Consider the following 26,067-nt stretch of genomic DNA (forward strand, 5'->3'; position numbering starts at 1 on the left):
GTCCATTCATCTCATTGCATCGATAATGCGCGGCGTAGTTAGCGAAGACGAACGAGTCGACTCTGTCCTTTGCCTGCTTGGCGATACGTACTAATGTTGGTCGTTCGCACTCAGCGATGCCTGTAAGCGCTGCTGAAAGGCCGGGTTGGGCGGGAAATCAATATGCTCGCGTTGCAACAACGCGAGGAGCGCCCGGTCGCGATAGCCACACTCCCATAGCACTTTGATCAGGGGTTGAGTTTCCGCTTTTTTGCCTAGCCCCAGCATCGCGTCGACTTGCAGCGCCAAAAGGCGCGGATCGCGCTGCCCGCTTCGTGCAGACTGCGCTTCCATCAAGGCCTCGTTGCGTAGTCGTTGCGCGCCGTCGGGCTCGGCCACGACTCCCGCGACTTGCAGCTTGGCGGTCACGACGGCTAACAGGGTGGATCGATCATCGGGTTGTTTGGAATACAAGAGCTCCAGAGCATTTAGGGCTGCCCGGGCCTGCGCGTTCGCCGCATCGCCATTTCCAGCCGCAAATGACTGGGCCGCTTCCTCGGTTTGTGCCTCAGCGTATTCCTGCTGCCAGCTTGTGTTGCTGGGATCTTTCCGTGTGAGTTCCCCGAAAATCTTCAGAGACCGTGCTGTCAGTTCGTTAGCCGCCAGCAGATTGCCGGTGAGCCGCTGCAGGCGAGCGAGTTGGGAGGAATACAGTGCGACCTTTTCCCAGGCACTGGTCTGGTTTGGATCACTCTTGGTCAATTCTGTGGCGATATCAATCGCCTGCTGTAAGTTCGTGATTCCCACCTGGATATCGCCGGTCAAGGCGCGCGTTCGGCCGAGGATGGCGCGTACTCGCGCCATGTTCTCGCGTTGATCATTGTCCTTCGGGTCCTGTGCGCTAAGCCGGGTCTCGGTGGCATCGTCCGCGGCGTATTCGGCGATGGACGTAGTCAGGTCGCCACTCAGCAGTGCGACCTTTCCGAGATTGTTGTGCGCCTCGCCTAAGTGCTCAGTCCAATCACTCTTGACCGCCTTGCCTGCAACCAACGTCCTGCAGTGCGCGAGCATTTTGCGATACTGGGCTTCGGCTCGATCGAGACTACCCCGGGCCTCCAGCACGTGGCCGAGGTCGTTATCGATGTTGGCCCATTGAAAGATCAGTTCCGGGTCGCTTGCTGCATGCGATGGAACGCGCCCAAGGATGCTTTCGGCAAATTCGAAACTCTGCTGTGCTTCATCGAGCTTGCCCTGAAACCAGTCATTCATTCCGATGTAAGCCCATATTTCCGAGTAGGCGACCTGCCGTGGCGTATCCTTTGGCGCGGCATCGGCGAGTGTCCCGGAGAGTTTTGCCGCCGCTCGGAACGACGTCATCGCTGCCGCCAAATGCCCCTGGTCCTGGCGAACCGTACCGATCTTCTCCATCGCTCGGGCGCGGTGTCCAAGTGACTCATCGGTGACGTCAGTGCTGGGCAGGGACTCGAAATAAGCCATGGCCTTGTCATCGACCGATTCCATGATGTCGAGACGTTGGGTCTGCTCCAGTTTGTAGTAGAGATCGCCGAGCATGAATCCGACCAGGTCCTCCGCCTGCTTTTGGCGGCGCTCTGCGGCACGGCGTGCCACGACGGCATCTATGGCGAGCAAGGTAGTGATCAGCATGATGGCGACTGCGGTCGCCGTGATGGCCGTTAAGCGACGATGGCGACGCTGCAGTTCGCGCCGCTTCAACGCATCGAAACCAACATCCAGCATGCCGGCGATCAGCTTCAGCTTGGCGTTGGTCTTTTCGTCCTTTCCCGCTCGCGCATCGGCGGCAATCGGCTCGGTGTGCTCTTGGCTCAACGCGTCGTCGGCACCCAGCCGGAAACGTAGCGCAGGCACAAAACACTCCTCGTTTTCTCGGCCAGGCCATTCGCTCGCGTTGGGTTCGCCATCGACAATCAGGCAGAAAATGCGCTCGCTGCGGCCGAGTCGCTTGAAGGCCAGTACTTCCTCGTTGACCCAGCGCGAGGCGGCCGAGCGAGGCGAGCAGATCACGATTAGGCTTTCGGATTCCCCAAGCGCTTCGTTGACCTTGCGGCCCAGATCGTTGGCGCTTGCCAGTTCATCCCGGTCGCGAAATACCGGGGCGAGGCGTTTGGGAATGACGCCCGCCGCTGTGGTCTGGCCGACCAGGCGTTTCGGGATCGCATAGGTTTCCAGCGCCTTGTGCAACCAGTCCGCCCAGGCTTTGTCCTGGTGGCTGTAACTGATGAACGCGCGATACCGGAAAGCCGGCTCCACGGAGGCCTGCGTCATGACGAACCGCACTCCCGCACGAGGTCACGCATTCCCTTGCAGGGAAGTCCCTATACCGCACCGAAGATCAAGCGCTGCCGATTGGAAGTCCAATCGCCCCTAAGGCCGAATAGCGTATCACGTAAAATGCGACCCGTTCGCCAAACTACATGTCATGGCTATTAAATGACGGCGGCCAAATGGGGCGCTCGCGTGGGGGCTCACAGGCACTGGCAACGCCGCTGCACCCAGCACTTCTTGCCGTTGCGCTCGGTCACCGGGGTGATGCCAGAGCAGCCCCAGCGCGAGCGTCAGTGGCCGGTGAGTGGTGACCACGGCTGGATCGTCGGTTAATGGCGTCGCGGACTGGATGGCCGGTACCCGTTCGGCCATGACCTTGGCGGAGCGCACGTTGTGATCGCGCGCGCTGGAGTGGTGCTGCTAGCCCTATGGTGGTCGGCCTAGAATCTGATCAAGCTCTAAGGTCTGTATATGGACTCCTCCCCGTTGCAAAGCCCCTCGTGCTCTAGCGTCCGTGTCGACTGCACACGTATATCCGGCCTCTAACTACCGCACCGCTTTGCGGTGCTGGGCCATGATGGGCTAGTCGCGCACCGGCTCCCAATTGCTTCCTCGTGCTTTTAAGCACCCAGACCTAACAGGGTTCTGCCGGCGCCGGTTCGACCGGTTCGCCATCGTGCGGTGGGCTTAGCAATCGTGGTTAGGTTGTGTGTGATCGTCTCTTCAGGCAGCCGCGAGAGCCGGTTGGTACTCGCATTGGTGGTGAAGCAGTGCCCACGCCAGGCGGGCGGTTTTGTTGGCCAACGCCACCGAGGCGACGTTGGGGTGGGCTCGTTGAGCGAGTCGCACGACCCACTGACTAAGTCGATCGTCTTTGGCGGGTGCCGTTCGCAAGGCTGAGCGGGCGCCGTGCACGAGCAAACAGCGGACATAGGCATCGCCGCGTTTGCTGATGCCCAGCAGTCGATCCTTGCCACCCGAACTGTGCTGCCGCGGCGTGAGCCCCAGCGACGCGGCCATCTGCCGACCATTGGCGAATTGCTTGGCGTCACCTACCGCCGCGATCAGCGCCGTGGCGACCAGGGGGCCGACGCCGCGCAACTGCTGGAGACGACGCGCATCCGGATCGGCTTGCGCCAGGTCGGCGATCGCGTGATCAAGTTCGAGGATACGATCATCCACGCCGCGGAGGTCGCGCCATAGGCCCTCAAGGAGTTGCCGGAAGCGCGCGCTCAACCCATTGTCGGCGTCTTCCAGCCAACAGGGCATCGCACGGCGAAGCGACGACAACTCCCTCGGCGCGACCAGGCCATACTCGGCGACAAGGCCACGGATCTGATTGCCTTTGGCCGTCCGTTGTTCCATCAGGCTGGCGCGCACGCGATGCAGCGCCTGGACATCCTGCTGCCGGATCGACTTCACGGTGACGAAGCGCATGCCGGGGCGACTCATAGCTTCGCAGATGGCTTCGGCGTCGTTGGCGTCGTTCTTGTTGCTCTTCACATAGGGCTTCACGAACTGCGGCGCGATCAGCTTCACGCGGTAACCCAGCGCTTGCAGTTGGCGCGCCCAATGGTGGGCGCCACCGCACGCCTCCATGCCGATCTCACAGCCCGGCTCGGCTACATCGCGAAGTGCCTGCACCCAGCGGTCCCGGGATAGGCGGCGGCGCCATACCGTCCGCTCGAGTCGGTCCGTGCCATGCAGCTGGAACACCTGTTTGGCGATGTCGACCCCAATGCGCGTAAGCTTCATGGCGGACTCCTCCTCACTGTGACTGGTTGTTCGCAACTCCAGTCTGGCACTCTTAGATGCCGTGGGTGGGGAGGAGTCCATCCCATTGCTTTCGACCCAAAGCGGACGTGGGAAAAGGTCTCGAATGATGCAAGTAAGAAATAGGTTGAAAAACTCCTTTTTAGTGTTTGCCTTGCTAGCGGCATGGGCGTTCTGCGCCGCGTGCTTTGCGTCGGAACTCCATTGGACGGTGACCCAGCACACGTATGAGGGTCTTCCACTTTTCACCAGATATCCCGTCGATCTGGATTACGACAGATCCAAAGCGGTGTTTCCCATCCGCATGACGGCAAGTCTCACACTTTCTAAAGTCACGGCGAACGGACTGCCGGAAGCGGCATATAACGCGAGCCTGGAATCGCTCGACAACTTCGTCGTTGAATACTTTGAGAATCGTGAGGAAGGCCAGTGTGTTCTGGTGGAGACATTCAATGGCAAGCGGCACTTCTACATTTACATCGCAGAGCAGGCAGATGTAGACGGGTTCAAGAAGGTACTTGCGGCCAGGTTTGCCGGAAGTGAGATCGAGGTTGCTACCTTTAGAGATCCGAATTGGTCCTTCATCAAGCGATATGCGGCTGAGTATCTGCAAGATCACTGAGACGGATGGACTGCATCAACTAGCCGCCGATATGTCCGCTTTCGACCCATAGCCGACATCGCCAATAGCTCAGGCGAAGGTCTGCCAGTACAAGACCGGCAACGCAGTCGGAAACGCACGCGTAGACAATCTGGCGCAGGTATTCGCCCATTAGGCTGGGCAAAGTCGCCCAAAAAGACCGCGAGTGGGCCGACGGCCCAGGCGTATAGACCCCCTGGAACGTATTTCCAGGCTTCCCGGAGGGCCTTGTGGCACGTTTTGGGCTCAAAACGCATGTCGGGAAGGGTCGGTAACACACTGATTTACAACTCACTCGCGCAAGAATTCAAAAGGCATAGTTAGTTCAAGGTCCAAACGCCAAAGTTTGTACAACCAGCACAAACTATGGGCCTGGGAACAAAAAAGGGGCGCTCAACGCGCTTCAATCCAGCCTGGGCGTTGCACCATGACGGCGCATTGTCCATGATGGTGCAATGAACGATCCGACCTCGCGTAGTTGGGCCGAGCCGCTGGCGACGGGAGTCGCCTTGGCGGATGCGCAGCTGCGCCTGCTGTGGGTCAATCCGGCGCTGGCCGAGTTGCTGGCGATTGGGCCGCGCAGCGCGGTGGGGCAGTCGCTGGCTGTGCTGCTGCATCGGCCGGAATGGATGGCGCTGGCTGAGCGCGCCCTGCTCGAGCCTTCGCCGCTGCAATTGCGTGGCATCGAGGTGCCTTCGATGCGCGGTGACGCGGGGCGCATGGACGTCTCGATGCAGCCGCTGTCCAGCGGCGAACTGCTGCTCGAAGTGCATGCGCTGGCGCCACCGGCATCGTCGGATGCGCCGCTGTCGGCCACCCTGCGAGGCTTTGCGCATGAAGTGAAGAACCCCTTGGCGGGCTTGCGCGGCGCTGCGCAATTGTTGCATCGGCGGGTGGACGACGAAGACCTGCGTTCGCTCGCAGGCCTGGTGATCGCCGAGGCCGACCGGCTGGCCGCCCTGGCGAACCGCTTGTTGCGGCACGGTGCTCCCGCGCAATTGGGGCCCGTGAATATCCATGAGCGACTGGAACGACTGGGCGATCTGTTGCTGGCCGAGCCGTCCGCACCCGCGCTGCGGCACGACTACGATCCCAGCCTGCCTGACGTTTATGGCGACGCCGATCGTCTGCTGCAGCTGCTGCTCAATCTCGTGCGCAACGCCATCGAAGCGGGCGCACAGACCATCGTGTTCCGCACGCGCGCAGAGCCTGCCGTGCGCCTGGGCGAGCGCATGGCGCGCATGTCGCTGCGGGTGGACGTGATCGACGACGGCCCGGGCGTGCCCCCGAGCTTGCGCGACACCTTGTTCGAACCCCTGGTATCGGGCCGCGCCGACGGCAGCGGTCTGGGCCTTGCGCTGGCACGCGAGATCGCGCGCGAGCACGGTGGCGAGCTGCGCTACGTGAGCCGTGTGGGTGAGACGGTGTTTTCCCTGTATCTGCCGATGGGCCATGCACATGACTGAGTCCCACCCTGAGATATGGATCGCCGACGACGACCGCGGCGTGCGCTATGTGCTGGCTGAAGCGTTGCGTGATGCAGGTCTACTCGTGCGCGAATTCAGCAGTGGCGAGGAGGTGCGCGCTGCATTACGCGAAGCGCGTCCAGCGTTGCTGTTGACCGACGTGCGCATGCCCGGCGAAGGTGGACTGGCCTTGCTCTCCGCGTTGAAGGCGCAGGGCGTGGGGCCGGTGATCGTGATGAGTGCCTACACCGACGTCGCCACCACGGCTGCTGCGTATCGTGCCGGCGCGGTGGACTATCTGGCCAAACCTTTCGACCTCGATCAGGCGGTCGCGGCCGTGCAGCGCGCCCTGGCGGATGTCCCGGCGACCGCCGCAGCACCGGTGGTCGACGTGGTGCCCGCGCATGCGCTGCTTGGCGAGAGTGCGGCGATGCGCGAGGTGTTTCGCTTGATCGGTCGTGTCGCGGCCAGCGATCTCAACGTGCTGATTACCGGCGAGACCGGCACCGGCAAGGAACTGGTGGCGCGCGCGCTGCACGAGGAAAGTGCGCGCCGCGGCAAGCCCTTCGTGGCGCTCAACACCGCCGCCATCCCCAGCGAATTGCTGGAAAGCGAGTTGTTTGGCCACGAAGCGGGTGCCTTCACCGGCGCCACGCGACGCCACGCGGGCCGTTTCGAGCAGGCCGAGGGCGGCACGCTGTTTCTCGATGAGATCGGCGACATGCCGCTGGCCTTGCAGACGCGACTGCTGCGCGTGCTGGCGGGCGGTGAGTTCTACCGCGTGGGTGGGCGCGAATTGATGCGCGGCAATGTGCGCATCGTCGCCGCCACGCACCAGGACCTGGATGGTCGCGTCGCCGCCGGCCAGTTTCGACCCGACCTCAAGCATCGCCTCGACGTGGTGCGCATCGAATTGCCTCCGCTGCGTGAGCGCCGCACCGATATTCCCCTGCTCGCGCAGCACTTCCTCGCCGCGGCGGCGCAGGAACTGAGGCTGCCACCCAAGCGCTTTTCCAAGGCTGCGCTCAAGGCGATTGCGCAACGGGATTTCCCCGGCAATGTGCGCGAGCTGGAGAACCTGTGCCGCCGTCTGGCGGTGATCGCCGCGGGAACGGAAATCCTGCCCGCCGATCTCGGCTCGTCCGCCGCCGTGCCGGCGGCTGGTGGCTGGACCGATGCGCTGCGCGAATGGGCGACCCAGGCGATTGCCGAAGGCGAGCTGGACATCCACACGCGCGCCCGCGAAGCGCTCGACCAGACGCTGTTGCAGGCCGCGCTGGCGGCGCACGATGGCCATCGTCAACACGCGGCTGCTGCGCTTGGCGTAGGCCGCAATACCCTGACCCGCAAACTGGGCGCCTCGCGCAAGCGACGCCCCACCAAACCCTGAGTGCACTGCATGACCGTCACCATTCGGCCTGCCGAACGAACCGATATTCCCTACCTGGTGCAGTGGAACGCCGCCATGGCCTGGGAAACCGAGCAAAAGGCGCTTGATCCCGTGGTCCTCGAACGCGGCGTGACCGCCGTGTTCGATGAACCGCGGCGAGGTTTCTACCTGGTTGCCGAGCACGACGGCACGCCCTCCGGCTGCCTGCTCGTCACCTATGAATGGAGCGATTGGCGCGCGGGCGATTTCTGGTGGATCCAGAGCGTGTACGTGGCGGCGGCCGCGCGACGCGCGGGCGTGTTCCGCAGCCTTTATGCAAACGTCGAGCAACGGGCGCGCGAGGCCCGGGCTGTGGGCTTGCGTCTCTACGTGGAAACGGAAAACGCGCGCGCGCAGCGCACGTATGCAGGGCTCGGCATGGATCGTTGCCATTACTTCATGTACGAAGCGGAATTCCCAGCCGCATCGTGATGACCTCAAGCCGGCAGCAGGTCCCGTCCGAAATCCTCGGCCGTTTGTGCCGAGCCGAACAGATAACCCTGCAGCAGTGAGCAGCCGGCACGGCGCAGGTGATCGGCCTGCTCGTGTGTCTCGACGCCTTCGGCCACCACGGTCTTGCCCAGTCCACGCGCCATGGCAATGATCGCGTCGGTGATGGCGGCGTTGTCGGCGTCCGTCGCGATATCGCGCACGAAGGTGCGATCGATCTTCAGGGCGTCGATGGGGAAGTACTTCAGGTACGACAAGCTGCAATAGCCGGTGCCGAAGTCATCAAGCGCGAGGCTCACGCCGACATCCTTGATCCGCTGCATCAGGCCGCGGCTCTGGTCGCCGGCCGACATCACCATGCGCTCGGTCAGCTCCAGCTCGATCAGTGAAGGCGGCACCTTGGCGTCCTTCAGCGACGCCTGCAGCACGGCATGAAAGTCCGGATGCTGGAACTGCGGCGCGGACACGTTCATCGCCACCACGATGGGTCGGCCTTGGCGATGCCATTCGCCGGCCTGGCGGCAGGCCTCGCGCATCACCCATTCGCCCAGGGGCACGATCAGGCCGGTTTCCTCGGCCACCGGGATGAACTCGTCGGGCGCGTAGACCTCGTGTCCATCGACCTGCCAGCGAAGCAAGGCCTCGGCGCCCACAATGGCGCCGCTGTGCGCATCGACCTTCGGTTGGTAGTGCAGGCGAAAGTCGCCGTGGCGCAGCGCCTTGCGCAGCTCCTGCTCGATGCGCAGGCGGGCTGCGGGACGCTCGCTCATGGACGGCGTGAAGAAGCGGTAGCTGTTGCCGCCCTGCATCTTCACTTCGTACATGGCCACGTCGGCGTTGCGCAGCATGGACTCGGCGTCATGCGCATCGTCCGGAAACACACTGATGCCGACGCTGAAATTAAGCGTCAGCTCGGCCAGCTTGCCGGCATTGGAAGCCTGCCACTCGCGCATCAGCTTCTCGCACAGCTGGCTTGCCCCGATGCGCCCATCCACGTGCGACAGCAGCACCACGAATTCATCGCCGCCCACGCGGCTGACGGTGTCTTCATTGCGCAGGCTGTTGCGCAGGTGGGCGGCGAACGCGCGCAGCAAGGTATCGCCCGCGGTATGGCCAAGCGTGTCGTTGATCTGCTTGAAGTGGTCGATGTCGATATGCAGCAGCGCCGCCTGGTCGTTACGTCGCTTCGCCGCGGCCAGCACCTGTTCCAGTCGCGACTGCAGCAGGCTGCGGTTGGGCAATCCGGTGAGCGTGTCGTGCTGGGCAAGGTGGGCCATCTTCAACGCCAGCGCGCGCGTTTCGCTCACGTCGTGGAAGACCAGCACGCCGCCGATCACGCTGCCGGCATGGTCATGGATCGATGCGGCCGAGTCTTCGATCGGCGTCTCGAAGCCATTGCGATGCAGCAGCACCGCGCCATCCTTCAGCTCGACGATGGCATCGCGCGCAATCGCGTCCAGCAACGGGTTATGCAGCGTTTCGCGCGTGCGGCTGTCGATCAGCTTGAACACCTCGCTCATCGGTTTCCCGATCGCTTCGGCATGGGTCCAACCGGTCATCGCCTCGGCGATCGGATTGAGCGAGGTCACCCGATGCTGCAGGTCGGTGGTGATGACGGCATCGCCGATCGAGCGCAGCGTGACTTCAGCCAGCTCGCGCTCGCGAAACAGCGCTTCCTCGTAGGCCTTGCGCTGGCTGATGTCCTGGATCTGCGCCACCACGTGATACGGCGAACCGTCCCAGGTGCGCACCAGCGAGACACTCAGCTGCACGTGCACGGTGTGGCCGTCACGATGGAAGTAGCGCTTTTCCAGCTGGTAGTTCTCGCGCTTGCCCTCCAGCAGTTCGCCGGCCAGCAAACGACTCGCCGCCAGGTCGTCGGTATGGGTGATGTCGATGATCGTCTTGGACAGCAGTTCGTCTTCGCTGTAACCAAGCATCTGGCACAGGGCGTCGTTCACGCGCAGCAGGTGCCCACCGGGTGCAACCAGTGCCATGCCGATCGAGGCGTGCTGAAAGGCACCAAAGAAGCGCTGCTCGCTCTCGCGCAGCTGGGTTTCCAGCGCGTGGCGCTCGGTGATGTCGATGAATACCGTGAACACGCCACGCACCTGGCCGTCCTCGTCCAGGTCAGGCTGAAAATTGCCGTGCACGTAGCAGCGCGCAGCACCGCTGAACAGCTCGCCTTCGTAAACCGACGCCTGACCAGCGAGCGCCTGGGTCAGGCAGGAACCGGCGCGCTGCATGCTCCAGGGATCGAGCACCTCGTCCACCGTGCGCCCGACCATTTGCGCGGGATCGGCGTTCAGCCACTGCTGGTGGGTGGCATTGACGAAACGGAAGCGCCGCTGGGCATCGATATAGGTAATGAGCGCGGGCGCACCTTGCACCACGTGCGCGGCCCATTGGGTCGCGCCACCGGCTGGTACGAACTCGCGATCAGTCTGCCGCATGCCAGTCGTCGCCGCGGGCGCTGCCACTGCGCCTTCAGCGCGCATCATGCGACAACTGTGGCCCGCTGTGCAGGTGTCAGCCAAGCCAGGTCAGGGGGTGTTTGTGACCTGGCTCGCGTTCCCATGCAGGGCAAGCTCAGTGCAAGCTTTCCACTGGCGCGCCGAGCTGGCCTTCCGTATCAAGCAGGATGCGACCAAGCGCGTGCAGATCCGAGGCGATGCCGTAACGGTCGGACAGGTCCGCCACCAGCGGACCCAGGGCGCGCGGATGCAACGGATAACCATGGGCCAGCACGCGTGCTCGGCCGCCATCGCCGCGTTGCGCCAGGGTCACCGCGATCACGCCCAGGCCCGGCGCTTCGTGGGCGTAGAGCGCCGGTGCGTCGTAAACGGTGTCGGCTGCGGCAAACGTCTCAAGCAGATAACCCGCGGTCGGTGCCGCCGCATCGGTACCTGGCAGCACCAGCGGCAGGCGATGGGCGTCCAGCAGGGCGGCGTACTGGCGCAGCTCGAACACGATGCCGGCAAGCTCATGCCCGCGCTGGCTGAGTTCGGTGTGCTGGCTGCGCAACCAGTCCGCCGGCGACTGCACCTCGACGCGGCCGTCGACGTAACGCATGCGCAGGCCGCGGGCGCTCAGGGCGGACTCTTCGCGATACGGCGTCAGCAGGGCAGCTTCCAGCAAGGTCCACAGCGGCGCGAGGTTGACGTGCTCGTATTGCACGCAAGTCAGCGCCAGCAGGTCATTGCGGCTCAGATAGCGGGCATGCTCCAGCTGCACGCCGAGCGTCCGCATCAGCCAGTCGGCCGTACGCTGGCCGGCCTCGCCGCGGCCGACCAGCTCGACCTCGAGCTTCTCCGACAGCTCTTCGGCCAGCGACTCGGGGGCCAGCAAGGTGATGGGCAGCAGGCGCATGGGGCCATCGGCAAAGGCCGCCTCGGGTTCCAGCGGCTGTGCCGGCATGTGGCCTTCATGGGTGCCGAAGGCCACCACGTTCTCCAGGTGACCGCGCGGTACGCGACGGGCCAGCTCGTCCAGCGTGGCCCAGACCGGGAAGCCCGGGCGCAGCAGCTCCACGGCGTCGAACAGCGCCCCGGCCACGGCGAGGCGGGCCTCGCCGATCCGGGGCACCAGCGCATGCAGGTCTTCGGCCATCAGCGCGGCCAGTTCGGCCGCCTCATCGCGGCTCAAGCTGCGGCGTGGCGGCGTATCGCCGGGGGTCAGCTCCAGCGCCAGCACGATGGGCAGGGCGACGAGTGTTTGTGCTTCCACGGCAGGCAAATCCGAACGGCAAAGAACCAAATTCTAGCATTTGCCGGTTTTTGGGCTTCCGTGCTGTGGCAGGGCGGGTTAGCCTTGATGACTCGGCTTTTTCGGACAAGTTCTGGCCATGGAAAACACGCTCAAGCGCGTCGGTGTGATCGGCGGCGTACGCATCCCGTTCTGCCGCAATAACACCGCCTACGCCGATGTCGGCAATTTCGGCATGTCGGTCAAGGTGCTTGGGTCGCTGGTAGAACGCTTTGGCCTGCACGGCGTGGAGCTTGGCGAAGTGGCCATGGGCGCGGTGATCAAGCACTCGTCCGAGTGGAACCTGGCCCGCGAAGCAGTGCTTTCCTCGGGGCTGGCCCCGACCACGCCGGGCATCACCACGGCGCGTGCCTGCGGCACCTCGCTGGACAACGCCATCATCATTGCCAACAAGATCGCCACGGGGCAGATCGAGGCGGGTATTGCCGGCGGTTCGGACACCACCAGCGATGTGCCGATCGTGCTCGGCGAACGCCTGCGCAAGCGCCTGCTGGCGGTCAACCGCGGCAAGTCCTGGCAGGACAAGCTGCGCGCCGCTACCCAGGGTTTCTCGTTCAGGGAATTCAAGCCGGCCTTCCCCGGCGTGGCCGAGCCGCGCACGGGCATGTCGATGGGCGATCACTGCGAGAAGATGGCCAAGGAATGGCATATCGCCCGCCAGGCGCAGGACCAGCTGGCGCTGGAAAGCCACCAGAAACTGGCGGCCGCTTACGAGGCGGGTTTCTTCGACGGCCTGGTGGTGCCGTTCCGCGGACTCAAGCGCGACGGCTTCCTGCGTCCGGATTCCAGCCTGGAAAAACTGGGCTCGCTGAAACCGGCGTTCGACAAGACCTCGGGTCACGGCACGCTCACGGCGGGCAATTCCACCGGCCTGTCCGATGGCGCGGCGGTGGTGTTGCTGGCCAGCGATGACTGGGCGGCCAAGCGTGGACTCTCGATCCAGGCCTATTTCCGCGACGCCGAAGTGGCGGCGGTCGATTTTGTCCACGGTGAGGGCCTGTTGATGGCGCCCACGGTGGCCGTGCCGCGCATGCTCGCGCGCCATGGACTGAGCCTGCAGGATTTCGATTACTACGAAATCCACGAAGCATTTGCGGCCCAGGTGCTGTGCACGCTGCGCGCGTGGGAAAGCGCCGATTACTGCAAACAGCGCCTCGGTCTCGAGCAGCCGCTGGGCTCGATCGATCCGGCCAAGCTCAATGTGCATGGTTCCAGCCTTGCCGCGGGCCATCCCTTTGCCGCCACCGGCGCGCGCGTGGTCGCCACGCTGGCCAAGTTGCTGGAACAGAAGGGTTCGGGCCGCGGCCTGATTTCCATCTGTACCGCCGGCGGCATGGGCGTTACCGCCATCCTGGAACGCTGAGCGGACCCGCTCCGACCCCTTTGCCGTGTTGAAACTTCGCACTACCGCCAGCCTGAGTCTCCTGGTGCTGGTCGTCGGGGTGGTCGGCACGGCATGGCTGAGCAGCCTGACCGATCGCTGGCCCGGCCCCAGCGTCCGTCGACCCTCGCATGTCGCCCGCACGCGGGCGCTGCCGCCGCGGCATGTGCGTCCCACGCACGAGGCCCGGCGTATCGTGGCAGCGGCCAAGCCGCACAAGCCGGCAGCCAAGCCCGTTCACCCGACGCCGTTGCCGGCCTTGACCCCCATCGACATGCCTGCACCTTCCGCCGCCTGGTTGGGCACGGCAGACGCAGCCAGTGGTCGCGTGGTCCTGCATCTCACGGTCGATGGCAGCGGCCGGGTCAAGCGCGCATCGATTGCCGAATCCAGTGGTCGCGCCGCGCTGGATGAGCGCGCCGTGCGCACCGTGCTGGCCTGGCGTTTTGCGGTGCCGGCTGGCCATCCCGATGGGCTCAACGGCTCCCTGGTGATGCGCTTCGACGACGCGGCGGGCCCGGTCGCGCGACTCCCCTGAGGTTCGCCGGGCAAAGTCGGTTGTCTACGACACGCCCATCTACAGCACGCCCATCGCACTCGATCCGAATGCGGTGATCAATCGCGTATAGATCAGCTTGGGCGAGGTCGCGACGTCGGGGAAGTCGCCCACCGGCGTATAGCAGCTGAAGAAGGCAGGGTCGCTTGGGCGCATCGGCGTGCAGCCGGCCTTGAGTTCGTAGCTGGTGGCGTAGCGGTAGGGCCACAGATCGAAGATGGGCAGGCTGGCGGAGATGTCGCCGATCGCCAGGCTCAGGCTGCTTTGCTGGCGACGCGCGACGACCCATGCGTTTTCCGGTTGGGTGTCGCGCAGGATGCTGTCGCGCAACTCATTGGCAAAGCGCGCGTCGTAGACGATCACGCCGGCTTCGGTGTTGTAGTGGTCCGAGCGCGGGTCGAAGTTGTGCGAGCCGACCATGGCGAAGTCGTCGTCCACCACGATGGACTTGGCATGCAGGCCGAAGCGTCGCCCTTCGCCGGTCAGCGGTGCCGGGCGATTTCGCCGGGCCTGGCTATGACTGCCTAGCAGGCCGCGTTCCGTACCGATGCGACGTCGCGCCGCCTGGCCTTGCGCGCCTTGTTCGGCCGGTGGCGGTGCATCGTCCTCGCTGGCCTCGGCATTGTCTTCGGCCGGACCGGCCGCGCGCGGCTTCATTTCGTAGATCTCGAAACCGTAGTCCTTGAGATAGCGCTTGCGGTGCTTATAGGAAATGGCATACACGGCAAACGCATCCGTCGAGGCCAGCGAATTGGTCGACACTACGATGCGCGGCGGGGTCTCGCGCTGGTGCAGTTTCGCGAAGATGTCCTGCGCGCGTTGGCTCAGCACCAGGTAAGGCGTCTGCATCACCACTTCACGCTGGGCGCCGCCAAGCAGCCGCATTACATGCGCCGTGAACTCGCGTGCGTCGTGTTGCTGTGGCTGTTCGGTCTTGGCGGGAAGATCGCTGAAATAGTCGACGCGGCCAGTGCGCAGGGTCTCGCTGACCAAGGCGTCGTCCAGCCACTCGCCATCTTCGGCTTCCTCCATCACGCGGGCCACGCGCTGCGGATGCGCGTAATGCGGGGTCGGCCAGGGCTGCGCGCCGTCGCCATCGAGAATGCGCCGGTTGACGTCGCGCAAGTGGGTCAGTGGCGTCGAGCGCTTGTGCGTCCAGAACGTTTCGAAGCTCGCTGCCATCGCCCGGGCGGCCGGACCGCCGACCATCACGTCGCGATCGACGTAGTCGAAATCGGCATCCCAGTCGAAGTAGCGATCCTGGTAGTTGCGCCCGCCAGTGATGCCGATGGCGTTGTCCACCAGCAACAGCTTGTTGTGCATGCGCTGGTTGAATTTCCGGAAACAACAGACGATGCCGGCGGTGAACTCCGCCACCGAAGTCTGCGCCTCCTGGAAGGTAGGGTTGTACAGGCGGACTTCGAGGTTCTCGTGTGCACTGGCGAGGCGATCGAGCAGGGCCGGGTCGCCGAAGGAAAACAGCTGGTCGGCCAGGATGCGGACCTTCACGCCGCGCCGTGCGGCTTTCAGCAATTCATTGAGCACCAGCTGGCCGGCATCGTCCTGATCCCAGATATAGGTCTGCACGTCGATCGACTGCGTCGCCGCGCGGATCAGGTTGAGCCGCGCCACCATCGCCGCCTCGCTGTCGTTGAGCAAGGTGACCACGTGGACCGGTTCCGCGTCGGTGGAACTGGCCAGCGCAGCGTGCGCGGCGTCGAGCAGCGGGGAATCGATGGCGCAGTGATCGGCGCGGTCGCAGTCCCGCTGGTGCTGCATGTCGGCGGCAACTATGTCCTCGGCGCGGTGGATGCGCGTAGGCGACACGCTGCATCCCGACAGGATCAGGATCGCGACAAGCAAGGTGGAAAGGGCGATCCCGCGCTGAATCATGCCGGGATGATACGGGCTGCTGTTATCTCTTGGCGTAATCCAGGCTGATCAGCATGCCCAGGTCCACACGATCCGATACCGCCGTGCGATGCCCATTCATGCCGAAGTCGCTGCGTTGGATCGTTCCACGCACGGAGATGACGCATTCTTGCGGTGCGCTTAGCGGGCAGGTCGATGGCAGCAGTTCGAAATGCGCCGGGCGCGTGATCCCACGCAACGTCAACGTGCCGCCCAGCTCGCCACCCTTTTCCAGCATGGCCAGCGAGATCGGGTCCGACACGAAGTGGATCGCAGGATAGTGCGCCACATCGAAGAATTCCGGCGCCAGCACCCAGCGGCGGAATCGATCCGAACTCATCTGGATGCTGTCGACGGCGATTTGCGCATCGACCACGGCGGTATCGTGCAGGCTGCTCAAGGTCACATCGCCGTTGATCTGTTCGAAGCGGCCGGTGACTTGAGTCAGCCACAGCAGGCGCACGCCGAAGGCGGCGTGCGAGCGGGCAGGATCAATGCGGTAATCAGCGGCAGTTACTGGCGGGGCGGCCAGCAGGACAACGGCAAAAAAAGCGAGCAAGCGCGGAATCACGGCGACCAGAAAGCATCCAGTCGAGCGTTACCTGGTTCCAGTGCGCCGCTGAGGTGCAGCACGGCCAGGCCCGCGGGTGGCATGCCGCGGAATTCGTCCGACCGACCCTCGACCAGCAGGGCGACCAGGCGTTCGATGCCAGGGTTGTGGCCGATCAACATGACGGTGCTGGCATCGCCGTGTTGGTCGAGCAGGGCAAGCAGCTCGCCGGGCGTGGCGTCGTAGATGTCGTCAGTGAACTGGGGTTCCGGTGCATGCTTCATCGCGGCCAGGGCCAGCGTGGCCGTGTCGCGGGTGCGTTCGGACGGTGAGCAAAGCACCCGGTCCGGCTTCACGCCGTGGGAGGCCAGCCATTTGCCGGCAGCCCGCGCTTCCTGCTCGCCGCGCCCGCTGAGGCGCCGGCTTTGATCGTCCCCGCCGTTTTGGGCAGGCTGGGCTTCGGCGTGGCGCAACAGGATCAGTTCGTGCATGGCTTTGACTCCAAGATCGTACGGCAGTGGCGCGGGGCTGCCATTCAGTGCTGGCGTTTGATCCAGCGCAGGAGGTGCTTCCAATCCTCCTGGTGACTCCGGACGTTTTCCGAAGCGTAATCAAAGATGCCTTTACCGAGCGCAGTGAGCAACACATAGGCCTGACTGTCGCGCAGCTGCGCCACGATCGGGAATGGCGATTGCTCGGCCAGTTGCTGCATGGCGTCCTGGCTGGCGTGCGTCCACGGCTTCAGGCGGTTGCCGACCAGGCCGACCGGCAGCTTGCCGCGCTTGATGCGATTGATCTCCCGCAAGTGCTCCAGGAAATCGAACGTGGCATGCAGGTCGAACGTTGACGGCAACACCGGCACCAACAGCACGTCGGCCTTTTCGAGATAGGGTTCGAGGTCCCGCTCCTGCGAGCCGGCTGGCGTGTCGATCAGCACGCGCTGGGTATCGGAAGGAAGTTTCTCGAGGGATCGGCGACCGCCCTCCAGCGCCAGTACGCCCGGCACGTTGTCCGGGCGCTGCGCGGCCCAGCGGAAGCCGGACTGCTGTCGGTCGGCGTCGACGATGGCGGTGTGCTTGCCATCCTGCGCCCAATGGGAAGCCAGCTGGGTCACCAGCGTGCTCTTGCCACAACCGCCTTTGCTGCTTGCTACCAGTACCGTCAGCATGATGCTGCCTCTGTGTCCAAGCTGGGGTCCAGCCTACACGAAGGGCGGGGCGGCGAGGCAAGCCTGATGCTCATGCCCGGGCCAGAGGGATGTTGAACCGGCTTTCAGCCCGCCTTGTGCGGCTCCCAGTCGGCCGGGGCATCCACGTTGATGTTGAAGTCATGCAAGGCGGTCAGCAGCAAGCTCATCTCGGTGCCACCGGAGCGCGCCAGCGTCAGCAAATGCTGGGCCAGCCCCAGGTCGCCCTGGGCGCGTGCGGACAGCTGCCCGAAGTTCTCCACCTGCCAGACCAGGTTGCGGCGGGCGCGGCGGGCGTCTTCCTGCTGGGCCGGGTCGTCCGACAGGACCTCGCGCAAATGCAGGCCGAGCGAACGGGCCAGCGGGCTGGAACTCCATTCCAGGGTCTTGCCCAGCTTGAGGCAGTCGTCCTTGATCGATTTGTCGTCCCCCGCGCCCTCGCACAACCGTGCGGTGGCCTGCAGGCCGGGCTGCGGCTGCGTGCTGGCCAGGCCAAACACCATCATCACCTGCACGCCGGAGGCGCCGGTGGCGGAAAGCGGGTTGATCACGGCGGGCGGCGGCGGCAACAGGGTGACCGTGGTAGCCAAGGCCTTCAGGCTGGCCCCGGTGTAGTCGTCGTACAGCTTGGCCGCGGCCGCCTTGGCCAGGTCCTCGCGAGCGGCCGTGCCCTTTTCGTCGTGGCTGTCGAGGCCAAGCTTCAGCAGCCACACCGCGGCGTTGTCCGGCGCCTGGGCGACCAGCCTGGCCAGGGCGTCAGGGTTCGGGCAGGCATCGGCCTTGGCGTCGCAGTCGGTCAGCCGGGTCCAGCTGATCTCCGGGCCGGCATTGGGCGCCTGGGCCGCGCGTTCGATCAGGCTGTGGAAGCTGTTGAAGTCGGGCTGGTCGGCCAAGGGCCGCGCCAGCAAGGCGCCACCCAGCAGCGGCAGGGGCTCGGCCTGGGGCGCGATGACGCTGATCAGGTCGCGCTGGAAGGCGACCAGGGCCTTGCGACGCGCGGCCTGCTGGGCCTCCGTGGACGTCGCGGAACCGCCTTTGGCGGCTGACTGGGCTGCGAAAGCCGGGTTCGCCATGGCGGCAAAGACCAGGCCGAGCGTGAGGAGGCGCCGTCCGAGCATCGTGTCATCCTTCGCAAAACGAAGCCGCCAGCATACTGCTCCCGCATTAAGCTCGCCTGATCCAGGGATAGGCCCGGGGCGGGAGAATGCCTCTGGGCTTGCTAGCATGGCCGCTTCGCAGCGTTCGGGGTGTCTCTATCATCCTGCGCAGAACAGGAGACAGGTAGTGAATGATCTTTCCATATTGGCCGATGGGCGTGCGGCGCCCTGGTTTGTCGGCTGGGGCACGCTGGCGCTGATCAATGCGGGTCTTGCCCAGGGCAAGAATCGCAGCGGCCTGCTGTGGTTTCTGCTGTCTCTGGTGATCGGACCGCTCGCGACGCTGATCCTGGTGGTCTTGCCCAAGGTGCGTTCGACGCTGTTCTGACTTTCCGTGTAGGAGCGCACCCAGTGCGCGACCGGGCGTAGCGGCGTCACCGCTTCGTTGGCTGGTCGCCCACTGGGTGGGCTCCTACATCAGAAGAATTACTCGCCCAGCGCTTCGCGCATGAATTCCGGCTGGGCCAGTGCGCCCTTGTGGATTTCGGCGTTGTAGTAGCGGGTGGGGAAGTTCTTGCTGAGGGCGCCGCGCTCGCGGAAGCCGGCGAGGTCGCCGCCCTTGCGCACCATGGTGCAGCTCCACCAGCCGGTGGGGTAGCACGGCTGCGGGAACGGCAACGTCTTCACGGCGTTGAAGCCGGCCGTACGCATGGCCGAGCGCATCGACTTGATCAGTTCCAGGTGGACCAGCGGCGATTCGCTCTGCTGCACCAGGATGCCGCCGTGGCGCAGGGCCTTGTAGCAGCTGGCGTAGAACGCGGCGTTGAACAGACCCTCGGCCGGACCCACCGGATCGGTCGAGTCGACAATGATCAGGTCCAGCGATTCCGGCTCGGCCTCGGCCATGTACTTGATGCCGTCGATGAACAGCAGCTCGGCGCGCGGGTCATGGTTGGCATCGCACAGCTCCGGGAAATACTGCTCGGCCAGGCGGGTGACGCGCTCGTCGATCTCGACCTGCACGGCCGACTCCACTTCCTCGTGCTTGAGCACTTCACGCAGGGTGCCGCAGTCGCCGCCGCCAATGATCACCACGCGCTTGGCGCGCGCATGGGTGAACAGCGCCGGGTGGGTCATCATCTCGTGGTACAGGAAGTTGTCGCGGCTGGTCAGCATCACGCAGCCGTCGATCACCATCAGGTTGCCCCAGTCGGTGGTCTGGTAGATCTCGATGGTCTGGAACGGGGTTTTCTCGGCATGAAGCAGCTTCTCCACGCGATAACCGATGGACGAGCCGGAGGCCTGGTGGGCTTCGGTGAACCAGGTGAGCTGCTGCGACATGGCGAATCCTGAGCAATCTTGAGGGGTGAAAGGCCGCAAATTGTAGCCGCAAAGGCATCCACTGGGCGCCAACGCAGGAAACCGCCGCAGGCACATTGTCACACCAGGCCGTTACAATACCCGTCCGGCCCGTCACGCGATTCCGCCAGCGGCCCGCCAAGTCAGTCCGGCCCCGCGGCGTGCGAGGCTTCCGGCCGGCTGACTTCGTGCTCTCACCGAGCAAGCGCGTCAAGGCTCGCCGCTGCGACGACATGTTCAGGGTGTCACACGCCCGTTGTACAAGGAGCCCTCCATGTCGAAGCACTGGAACATTGATGCTGCCCGCCACACCTACGCCGTCCCGCACTGGGGCGACGGCTACGTGGACGTGGATGCAGCAGGTCACATCGTCATGCGCCCCCGTGGCGCCCAAGGCCCGGCGCTGTCGCTGCCGGCCATCGTCGACCGCGCCCGCGCCGAAGGCTTGCGCCTGCCGTTGCTGGTGCGCTTTCCGGACATCCTGGCCGACCGCCTCAAGCGTTTGCAGGACGCATTTGCCAAGGCCATTGGCGAATGGAGCTATACGGGCGGCTACACGGCCGTCTATCCGATCAAGGTGAACCAGCAGCGCGGCGTGGCCGGCGAGCTGGTGGCCGCGGGTCAGCATGGCTTCGGCCTCGAAGCCGGCTCCAAGCCCGAGCTGATGGCCGTGCTGGCCATGGCCCGCCCCGGCAGCATCGTCATCTGCAACGGCTACAAGGATCGCGAATACGTGCGCTTGGCGCTGATCGGCCTCAAGCTTGGCCTGCGCGTGCACATCGTGATCGAGAAGCTGTCCGAGCTCGACCATGTCTTCAGCGAGGCCAAGGCCCTCAACGTCGAGCCGCTGCTGGGCGTGCGCGTGCGCCTGGCCTCGATCGGCGCCGGCAAGTGGCAGAACACCGGCGGCGACAAGGGCAAGTTCGGCCTCTCGCCCAGCCAGGTGCTGACCCTGGTGGAACGCCTCGAGCAGGCCGGCCTCAAGCACACCCTGAAGCTGCAGCACTTCCACATGGGCTCGCAGATTTCCAACGTGCGCGACATCGCCTCGGGCATGCGCGAGGCCACGCGTTATTTCGTGGAACTCAAGCGCATGGGCGTGCCGCTGGAAATCGTCGACGTCGGCGGTGGCCTGGGCGTGGATTACGAAGGCTCGCGTTCGCGCAGCCACAACTCCATCAACTATTCGATCGAACAGTACGCGGCGACCATCGTGCAGTCGCTGGCCGAGGCGGTGGCCGAAGAAAACCTGCCGGCGCCGCACATCATCACCGAGGCGGGCCGCGCGATGACCGCCCATCACGCCGTGATGGTGGTCAACGTGACCGAGGTCGAGCCGGTGCCCGCTGGCAACATCCCGCCAGCACACGAGGACGAGCCGGCCGTGCTGCGCCGCCTGCGCGAAACCTGGGCAGAACTCGACGCGCGTCCCGCGCTCGAGCTGTTCCACGAGGCGCAGCATCACCTCGTCGAAGGCCAGACCTTGTACGCGCTCGGCCAACTCACCCTGGACGACCGCGCGCGGCTCGACGACATGTACTACGCCATCGCCAATGCCGTGCGTCTGCGCCTGCTGCCGGCCGAGCGTTCGCATCGCCAGGCGCTGGACGAGTTGGACGAGAAGCTGGTCGACAAATACTTCGTCAATTTCTCGGTGTTCGAATCGGTACCGGATATCTGGGCGATCGAGCAGATCTTCCCGATCGCGCCGATCGCACGACTGGACGAAGAACCTACCCGCCGCGGCGTCATCGTCGATCTCACCTGCGATTCGGATGGCCGCATCGATCATTACGTCGATGCCGAGGGCGTGGACGTGAGCCTGCCGCTGCATGCCTTGAACGAGGACGAGAGCTATCGCCTCGGCATCTTCATGGTCGGTGCCTACCAGGAGACCCTGGGCGACATCCACAACCTGTTCGGCGACACCGATGCGGTGAACGTGCGCGTGAATGGTGATTCGTATGTCTTTGCGCACAAGCGTCGCGGCGACACCACCGATCTCATGCTCGATTACGTCGGCTACGACCTGGAAGTCCTGCGTCGCAGCTACCGTGAGCGCATCGCTGCCGCGGGTGTGCAAGGTGAGGCCGCCGAGCAGTTATTCGTCACACTCAACGAAGGTTTGACCGGCTATACCTATTTGTCCGAGGGCGTGCGCTGATCGACAGGCTCCTACCTCGTCATCCCTGCGTTCGCAGGAATGACGGATAGGAAAAGTCGCATTCAAGTTTCCATTCGTCGCATGGATGTGCGCCCACGAGCCGTACCAGCCTGTGTCGTCCACCACGGCCAGGCTGGCCGGCGCGCAATCTGATTCCGTTTCAGCTTTCCCCGTTCCCCATCGACAGGAGTGGTTATGGCAAGTCTCGACGGCAAGGTGGCACTCATCACTGGCGCGGCCAGTGGCCTCGGCAAGGCAATCGCCGAGTTGTATGCGAAGAACGGTGCGGCAGTCGCCATCGCCGACATCAACCAGCAGGCAGCGGACGCTACGGCGAACGAGATCAAGGCCGCCGGCGGCAAGGCGATTGGCATCGCCATGGACGTGACCGACGAGGCAGCCGTCAATGCCGGTACCGACAAGGTGGTCGCTGCGTTTGGCCATCTGGATATTCTTATTTCCAACGCTGGCGTGCAGATCATCAATCCGATCGAACAGTTCGCCTTTGCCGACTGGAAGAAAATGCTGGCCATCCATCTCGATGGCGGCTTCCTCACCACCAAGGCCGCGCTCCAGCACATGTACAAGGACGATCGCGGCGGCATCGTGATCTACATGGGCTCGGTGCATTCGCACGAAGCCTCCAAGCTGAAGTCGGCCTACGTCACCGCCAAGCACGGCTTGCTGGGCCTGGCGCGCACGCTGGCCAAAGAAGGCGCGGCGCACAATGTGCGCTCGCACGTGATCTGTCCCGGCTTCGTGCGCACGCCGCTGGTGGAGAAGCAGATTCCGGAGCAGGCCAAGGAGCTGGGTATCAGCGAGGCCGACGTGATCAAGAACGTGATGCTCAAGGACACCGTGGATGGCGTCTTCACCACGGTCGAGGACATCGCGCAGACCGCGCTGTATCTGGCTACCTTCCCCTCGGCCGCGCTGACCGGGCAATCCATCGTGGTCAGCCACGGCTGGTATATGCAGTAGCGCACCGCGCATCGCATGCGGCCCGCATGGAGGGGTCAAGAATGCGTAGCGAGGACGCCCAGCAGCCGTGCCGGCGAACCTGTCGACACGGCTGCTGCGACTGCTCCTTCGTTGCGCGTCCCTCGCCTGCGGACCAGGAGGCATGCATGCGGCTCGGCCTCCCCGACCCTCGCTTCCCCACAAGGACCGCCAGTGAAGATTGCCGACGTATTAGCGAACGCTTTTGCCATGCCGCTTACCAGCCCTGCCTTTCCGCCGGGACCGTATCGATTCGTCAACCGCGAGTTCCTCGTCGTCACCTATCGCACCGATCTGGACGCGTTGCGCGCGGTGGTACCGGAGCCGCTGGAGATCGAGCAGCCGCTGGTGAAGTACGAGTTCATCCGCATGCCCGATTCCACCGGCTTTGGCGACTACACCGAGTCGGGGCAGGTGATTCCCGTGAGCTTCCGCGGCGAGCGGGGAAGCTATGTGCACTCGATGTACCTCAACGATCACCCGCCGATTGCGGGCGGCCGCGAGTTGTGGGGCTTTCCGAAGAAACTCGCCAGCCCGGCGCTGGATACCGAGATCGACACCATCGTCGGTACCCTCGACTACGGCAAGGTGCGCGTGGCCAAGGCCACCATGGGCTTCAAGCATCGCGAGGCCGATCGCGATGCCATCCTGGCCGGCCTGGCAGCACCCAACTACCTGTTGAAGATCATCCCGCACGTGGATGGCACGCCGCGCATTTGCGAGCTGGTCCGCTACTACACCACCAACGTCACGCTCAAGGGCGCCTGGACCGGACCGGCCTCGCTGGAGCTGCATCCCCACGCGCTGGCGCCGGTGGCCGACCTGCCGGTGCTGAAGATCGAGTCGGCCCACCACTTCATTACCGACCTGACGCTCGACCTGGGCACGGTCGTGTACGACTATCTGGCCGATTGAACCGGGGTTTATCTGTATGGACGTCCGTAAAAACAAGGCAGCACTGACGGTCACCGACCAGGACCTGGCGCGAGAGCACCATCGGCAATACAAGGTCACCGCCCTGGTATTGCAGGGCGGCGGCGCGCTCGGAGCGTATCAGGCAGGGGTATACCAGTCGCTGGACGAGGCAGGCATCCATCCCAACTGGGTTGCTGGCATCTCCATCGGCGCGCTCAACGCGGCCATCATCGCCGGCAACGCGCCGGAGCACCGGGTGGAACGTTTGCGCGAGTTCTGGCAGGCCATATGTCGTCCACCGCTGTTGCCGGTGTGGCCCACGCCGCCGCTGGAGCCGGGGGCGTGGCAGCTGACCTGGCAAAACGTCCAGAGCGGTTGGGCGGCGTTTCGCGCGCTTACCGAAGGGCAGCCCGGCTTCTTCTATCCGCGGCCCTTTCCGCTGCTGCCATGGAATTCCTCGCCGGCCACGGCGAGCTGGTACGACACGGCGCCCTTGAAGCTCACGCTGGAGCGGCTGGTCGATTTCGACCGCATCAACCACAAGACTTCGATGCGTGTGTCGGTCGGCGCCGTCAATGTGCGCACCGGCAACTTCGCCTACTTCGATAACACGGAAGGCCCGCTGCGGGTCGAGCATTTCATGGCATCCGGTGCCTTGCCGCCCGGCTTTCCTGCGATCGAAATCAATGGCGAGTTTTACTGGGACGGCGGCATGGTCTCCAATACGCCGCTCTACAAGGTGCTGGCCGATTCAGCGCGCTGCGATTCGCTGATCTTCCAGGTGGACTTGTGGAGCTCGCGCGGCGAGTTGCCGCATGATTTAGCCGAAGTGACGTCGCGCACCAAGGACATCCAGTACTCCAGCCGTACCCGCCTGATTACCGAATACATGGGTATGCGGCAGCGGCAGGAGCGCGTGCTGCACGATGTGATGGCCCTGGTGCCGGAAGACCAGCGCCACCATCCTGCCTATCGCCACGCCGAGATCTACGCCAGCAGCGCCCTGGTCAACCTGTTCCACCTCATTTATCGCAACAAGCCTTACGAAGGACATTACAAAGACTACGAGTTCAGCATCGACAGCATGCGCCAGCATTGGGATGCTGGCATGGATGATATGCAATGCACCCTGGCCGAGCCGACCTGGTTCGAACGGCCGAGTGCCGAACATCCTTTCATTACCCACGACGTCCACTGCGAAGATTGATCAATCAGGAACCACCATGAGTCTCAAGGCAGCATTTATCGGGCTCGGCGCCATGGGCACGCCGATGGCAGGGCATCTGAAGGCCAAGGGCCTACTGCACGCCGTGTCGAGTCGCACCAAGGCCAACGCCGAAGCCGTAGCAAAGGAACTCGGCGTAGCGGCGCCGCCGCTGGCCGAGCTGGCGGCGCAATGCGACGTGATCGCCCTGTGCGTCACCGCGGACGCCGACGTGCTCGGCACGATCGACGCACTGGCGCCGCATCTGAAGAACGGCGCGATCGTGGTGGACCACTCCACCGTCGCACCGGATACCGCCAAGCAGGCGGCGGCGCGTTTGTCCGCGGTCGGCGCGCACTTCCTCGATGCGCCGGTTTCCGGCGGCGTGGAAGGCGCCAGGAACGGCAAGCTGTCGGTGATGGTGGGCGGTGATGCCGACGTGCTCGAACGCGCGCGCCCGGTACTGGAAGCCTATGCGCTACGTATCACGCATCTGGGTGCCGTCGGTGCCGGCCAGGCGACCAAGGCCGTGAACCAGGTGCTGGTGGCGGGCATCGCGCAAGGCGTGTGCGAAGGTCTCGCCCTCGGCGAGGCGCTGGGCCTCGATCCCGAACGCCTGTTGCCGACGCTTGGCGCTGGCGCGGCCGGCAACTGGTTCCTCGAAAAGCGTGGCGCCACCATGCTGCGCGACGAATTCAGCGTGGGCTTCAAATTGGGCCTGCTGCACAAGGATCTGGGCATCGTGCGCCGGATTGCCGAAAGTGCAGGCACCAGCCGCAACGTGATCGAGCGTTCGCTCGCCGACTATGCCGAGCTGATGAGCCAGGGCTATGGTGACGACGATATCTCGGCGCTGATTCGCCTGAAGCGCAAGGGCTGAGTCCAGCCAGCACGACATAAAAAAGGCCGTGTCGTGAGACACGGCCTTTTCTGTTGCGC

The 26,067-nt window shown here is 64.4% G+C and carries 22 protein-coding genes; 12 read left to right on the forward strand and 10 right to left on the reverse strand.

Translation table 11 applies throughout. From position 1 onward, the window contains the following. Positions 1-90: 90 nt before the first annotated feature. Positions 91-2,283, reverse strand: a complete 2,193-nt coding sequence (locus tag OUZ49_RS18495; RefSeq protein WP_266152078.1) for a TIR domain-containing protein — start codon at positions 2,281-2,283, stop codon at positions 91-93. A 723-nt stretch (positions 2,284-3,006) separates the two neighbouring features. Next, positions 3,007-4,038, reverse strand: coding sequence for an IS110 family RNA-guided transposase (locus tag OUZ49_RS18500; protein ID WP_266152079.1), 1,032 nt, complete (start codon positions 4,036-4,038; stop codon positions 3,007-3,009). Between the two features lie 145 nt (positions 4,039-4,183). On the opposite strand from OUZ49_RS18500, the gene OUZ49_RS18505 reads away from it, so the two are divergent. The 4 genes from OUZ49_RS18505 (at position 4,184) to OUZ49_RS18520 (ending at position 8,023) form a co-directional block, all read left to right on the forward strand. Then, positions 4,184-4,678: a DUF695 domain-containing protein gene (locus tag OUZ49_RS18505; protein WP_266152080.1), complete on the forward strand. Its 495-nt coding sequence runs from the start codon at positions 4,184-4,186 to the stop codon at positions 4,676-4,678. Positions 4,679-5,151: 473 nt separating this feature from the next. After that, positions 5,152-6,162 (forward strand): two-component system sensor histidine kinase NtrB, encoded by a 1,011-nt coding sequence (locus OUZ49_RS18510; RefSeq protein ID WP_266152081.1) that lies wholly within the window; start codon positions 5,152-5,154, stop codon positions 6,160-6,162. Then, positions 6,149-7,552, forward strand: coding sequence for a nitrogen regulation protein NR(I) (ntrC, locus tag OUZ49_RS18515; protein ID WP_323134946.1), 1,404 nt, complete (start codon positions 6,149-6,151; stop codon positions 7,550-7,552). The genes OUZ49_RS18510 and ntrC overlap by 14 nt, the downstream gene beginning before the upstream one ends. Before the next feature lie 9 nt (positions 7,553-7,561). Beyond that, positions 7,562-8,023: a GNAT family N-acetyltransferase gene (locus OUZ49_RS18520; protein ID WP_266152083.1), complete on the forward strand. Its 462-nt coding sequence runs from the start codon at positions 7,562-7,564 to the stop codon at positions 8,021-8,023. Positions 8,024-8,028: 5 nt separating this feature from the next. Here the strand turns inward: OUZ49_RS18520 and OUZ49_RS18525 are convergent, their stop codons facing one another. Then, the gene (locus OUZ49_RS18525) at positions 8,029-10,494 is read right to left on the reverse strand and encodes a sensor domain-containing protein (RefSeq protein WP_266152084.1); all 2,466 of its coding nucleotides are present in this window, start codon (positions 10,492-10,494) and stop codon (positions 8,029-8,031) included. 136 nt (positions 10,495-10,630) lie between these two features. Then, entirely contained in the window at positions 10,631-11,767 is a 1,137-nt protein-coding gene (locus OUZ49_RS18530; protein ID WP_266152085.1) for a hypothetical protein, read from the reverse strand. 118 nt (positions 11,768-11,885) lie between these two features. Between OUZ49_RS18530 and OUZ49_RS18535 the strand changes: the two genes are divergently transcribed. Beyond that, positions 11,886-13,169, forward strand: coding sequence for an acetyl-CoA C-acetyltransferase (locus OUZ49_RS18535; protein WP_266152086.1), 1,284 nt, complete (start codon positions 11,886-11,888; stop codon positions 13,167-13,169). Between the two features lie 25 nt (positions 13,170-13,194). Beyond that, complete coding sequence (locus tag OUZ49_RS18540) at positions 13,195-13,725, forward strand: energy transducer TonB family protein (RefSeq protein ID WP_266152087.1); 531 nt, start codon at positions 13,195-13,197, stop codon at positions 13,723-13,725. A gap of 39 nt (positions 13,726-13,764) precedes the next feature. Here OUZ49_RS18540 and OUZ49_RS18545 read toward each other — a convergent pair whose 3' ends face one another. The 5 genes from OUZ49_RS18545 to OUZ49_RS18565 form a co-directional block, all read right to left on the reverse strand. Continuing rightward, positions 13,765-15,636 (reverse strand): phospholipase D-like domain-containing protein, encoded by a 1,872-nt coding sequence (locus OUZ49_RS18545; RefSeq protein ID WP_266152088.1) that lies wholly within the window; start codon positions 15,634-15,636, stop codon positions 13,765-13,767. A 22-nt stretch (positions 15,637-15,658) separates the two neighbouring features. Next, positions 15,659-16,213, reverse strand: coding sequence for a YceI family protein (locus OUZ49_RS18550; RefSeq protein ID WP_266152089.1), 555 nt, complete (start codon positions 16,211-16,213; stop codon positions 15,659-15,661). Positions 16,214-16,221: 8 nt separating this feature from the next. Further along, positions 16,222-16,695: a SixA phosphatase family protein gene (locus tag OUZ49_RS18555; protein WP_266152090.1), complete on the reverse strand. Its 474-nt coding sequence runs from the start codon at positions 16,693-16,695 to the stop codon at positions 16,222-16,224. A gap of 44 nt (positions 16,696-16,739) precedes the next feature. Continuing rightward, on the reverse strand, positions 16,740-17,372 hold the full coding sequence (locus tag OUZ49_RS18560; protein ID WP_266152091.1) for a ParA family protein: 633 nt from the start codon (positions 17,370-17,372) through the stop codon (positions 16,740-16,742). Positions 17,373-17,476: 104 nt separating this feature from the next. Next, positions 17,477-18,508: a hypothetical protein gene (locus OUZ49_RS18565; protein ID WP_266152092.1), complete on the reverse strand. Its 1,032-nt coding sequence runs from the start codon at positions 18,506-18,508 to the stop codon at positions 17,477-17,479. A gap of 166 nt (positions 18,509-18,674) precedes the next feature. Between OUZ49_RS18565 and OUZ49_RS18570 the strand changes: the two genes are divergently transcribed. After that, complete coding sequence (locus tag OUZ49_RS18570) at positions 18,675-18,875, forward strand: antitermination protein NusB (protein WP_266152093.1); 201 nt, start codon at positions 18,675-18,677, stop codon at positions 18,873-18,875. Between the two features lie 98 nt (positions 18,876-18,973). Here OUZ49_RS18570 and speE read toward each other — a convergent pair whose 3' ends face one another. Next, positions 18,974-19,828, reverse strand: coding sequence for a polyamine aminopropyltransferase (speE, locus tag OUZ49_RS18575; RefSeq protein WP_266152094.1), 855 nt, complete (start codon positions 19,826-19,828; stop codon positions 18,974-18,976). A 292-nt stretch (positions 19,829-20,120) separates the two neighbouring features. Here speE and speA point away from each other — a divergent pair, with 292 nt between their 5' ends. From speA to OUZ49_RS18600, 5 genes are all read left to right on the forward strand, one after another. Beyond that, positions 20,121-22,010, forward strand: coding sequence for a biosynthetic arginine decarboxylase (speA, locus tag OUZ49_RS18580; RefSeq protein WP_266152095.1), 1,890 nt, complete (start codon positions 20,121-20,123; stop codon positions 22,008-22,010). Between the two features lie 195 nt (positions 22,011-22,205). Further along, positions 22,206-22,991, forward strand: coding sequence for a 3-hydroxybutyrate dehydrogenase (locus OUZ49_RS18585; RefSeq protein WP_266152096.1), 786 nt, complete (start codon positions 22,206-22,208; stop codon positions 22,989-22,991). A gap of 192 nt (positions 22,992-23,183) precedes the next feature. Beyond that, positions 23,184-23,924, forward strand: coding sequence for an acetoacetate decarboxylase (locus tag OUZ49_RS18590; protein ID WP_266152097.1), 741 nt, complete (start codon positions 23,184-23,186; stop codon positions 23,922-23,924). Between the two features lie 16 nt (positions 23,925-23,940). Beyond that, positions 23,941-25,131: a DUF3734 domain-containing protein gene (locus OUZ49_RS18595; RefSeq protein WP_266152098.1), complete on the forward strand. Its 1,191-nt coding sequence runs from the start codon at positions 23,941-23,943 to the stop codon at positions 25,129-25,131. Between the two features lie 16 nt (positions 25,132-25,147). Further along, positions 25,148-26,008 carry an NAD(P)-dependent oxidoreductase gene (locus OUZ49_RS18600; RefSeq protein ID WP_266152099.1) on the forward strand — a complete coding sequence of 287 codons (861 nt, stop codon included), beginning with the start codon at positions 25,148-25,150 and terminating at the stop codon, positions 26,006-26,008. Positions 26,009-26,067 lie beyond the last annotated feature (59 nt).

Origin of the sequence: Dyella halodurans (assembly GCF_026283925.1) — a bacterium.
GTDB lineage: Bacteria > Pseudomonadota > Gammaproteobacteria > Xanthomonadales > Rhodanobacteraceae > Dyella > Dyella halodurans.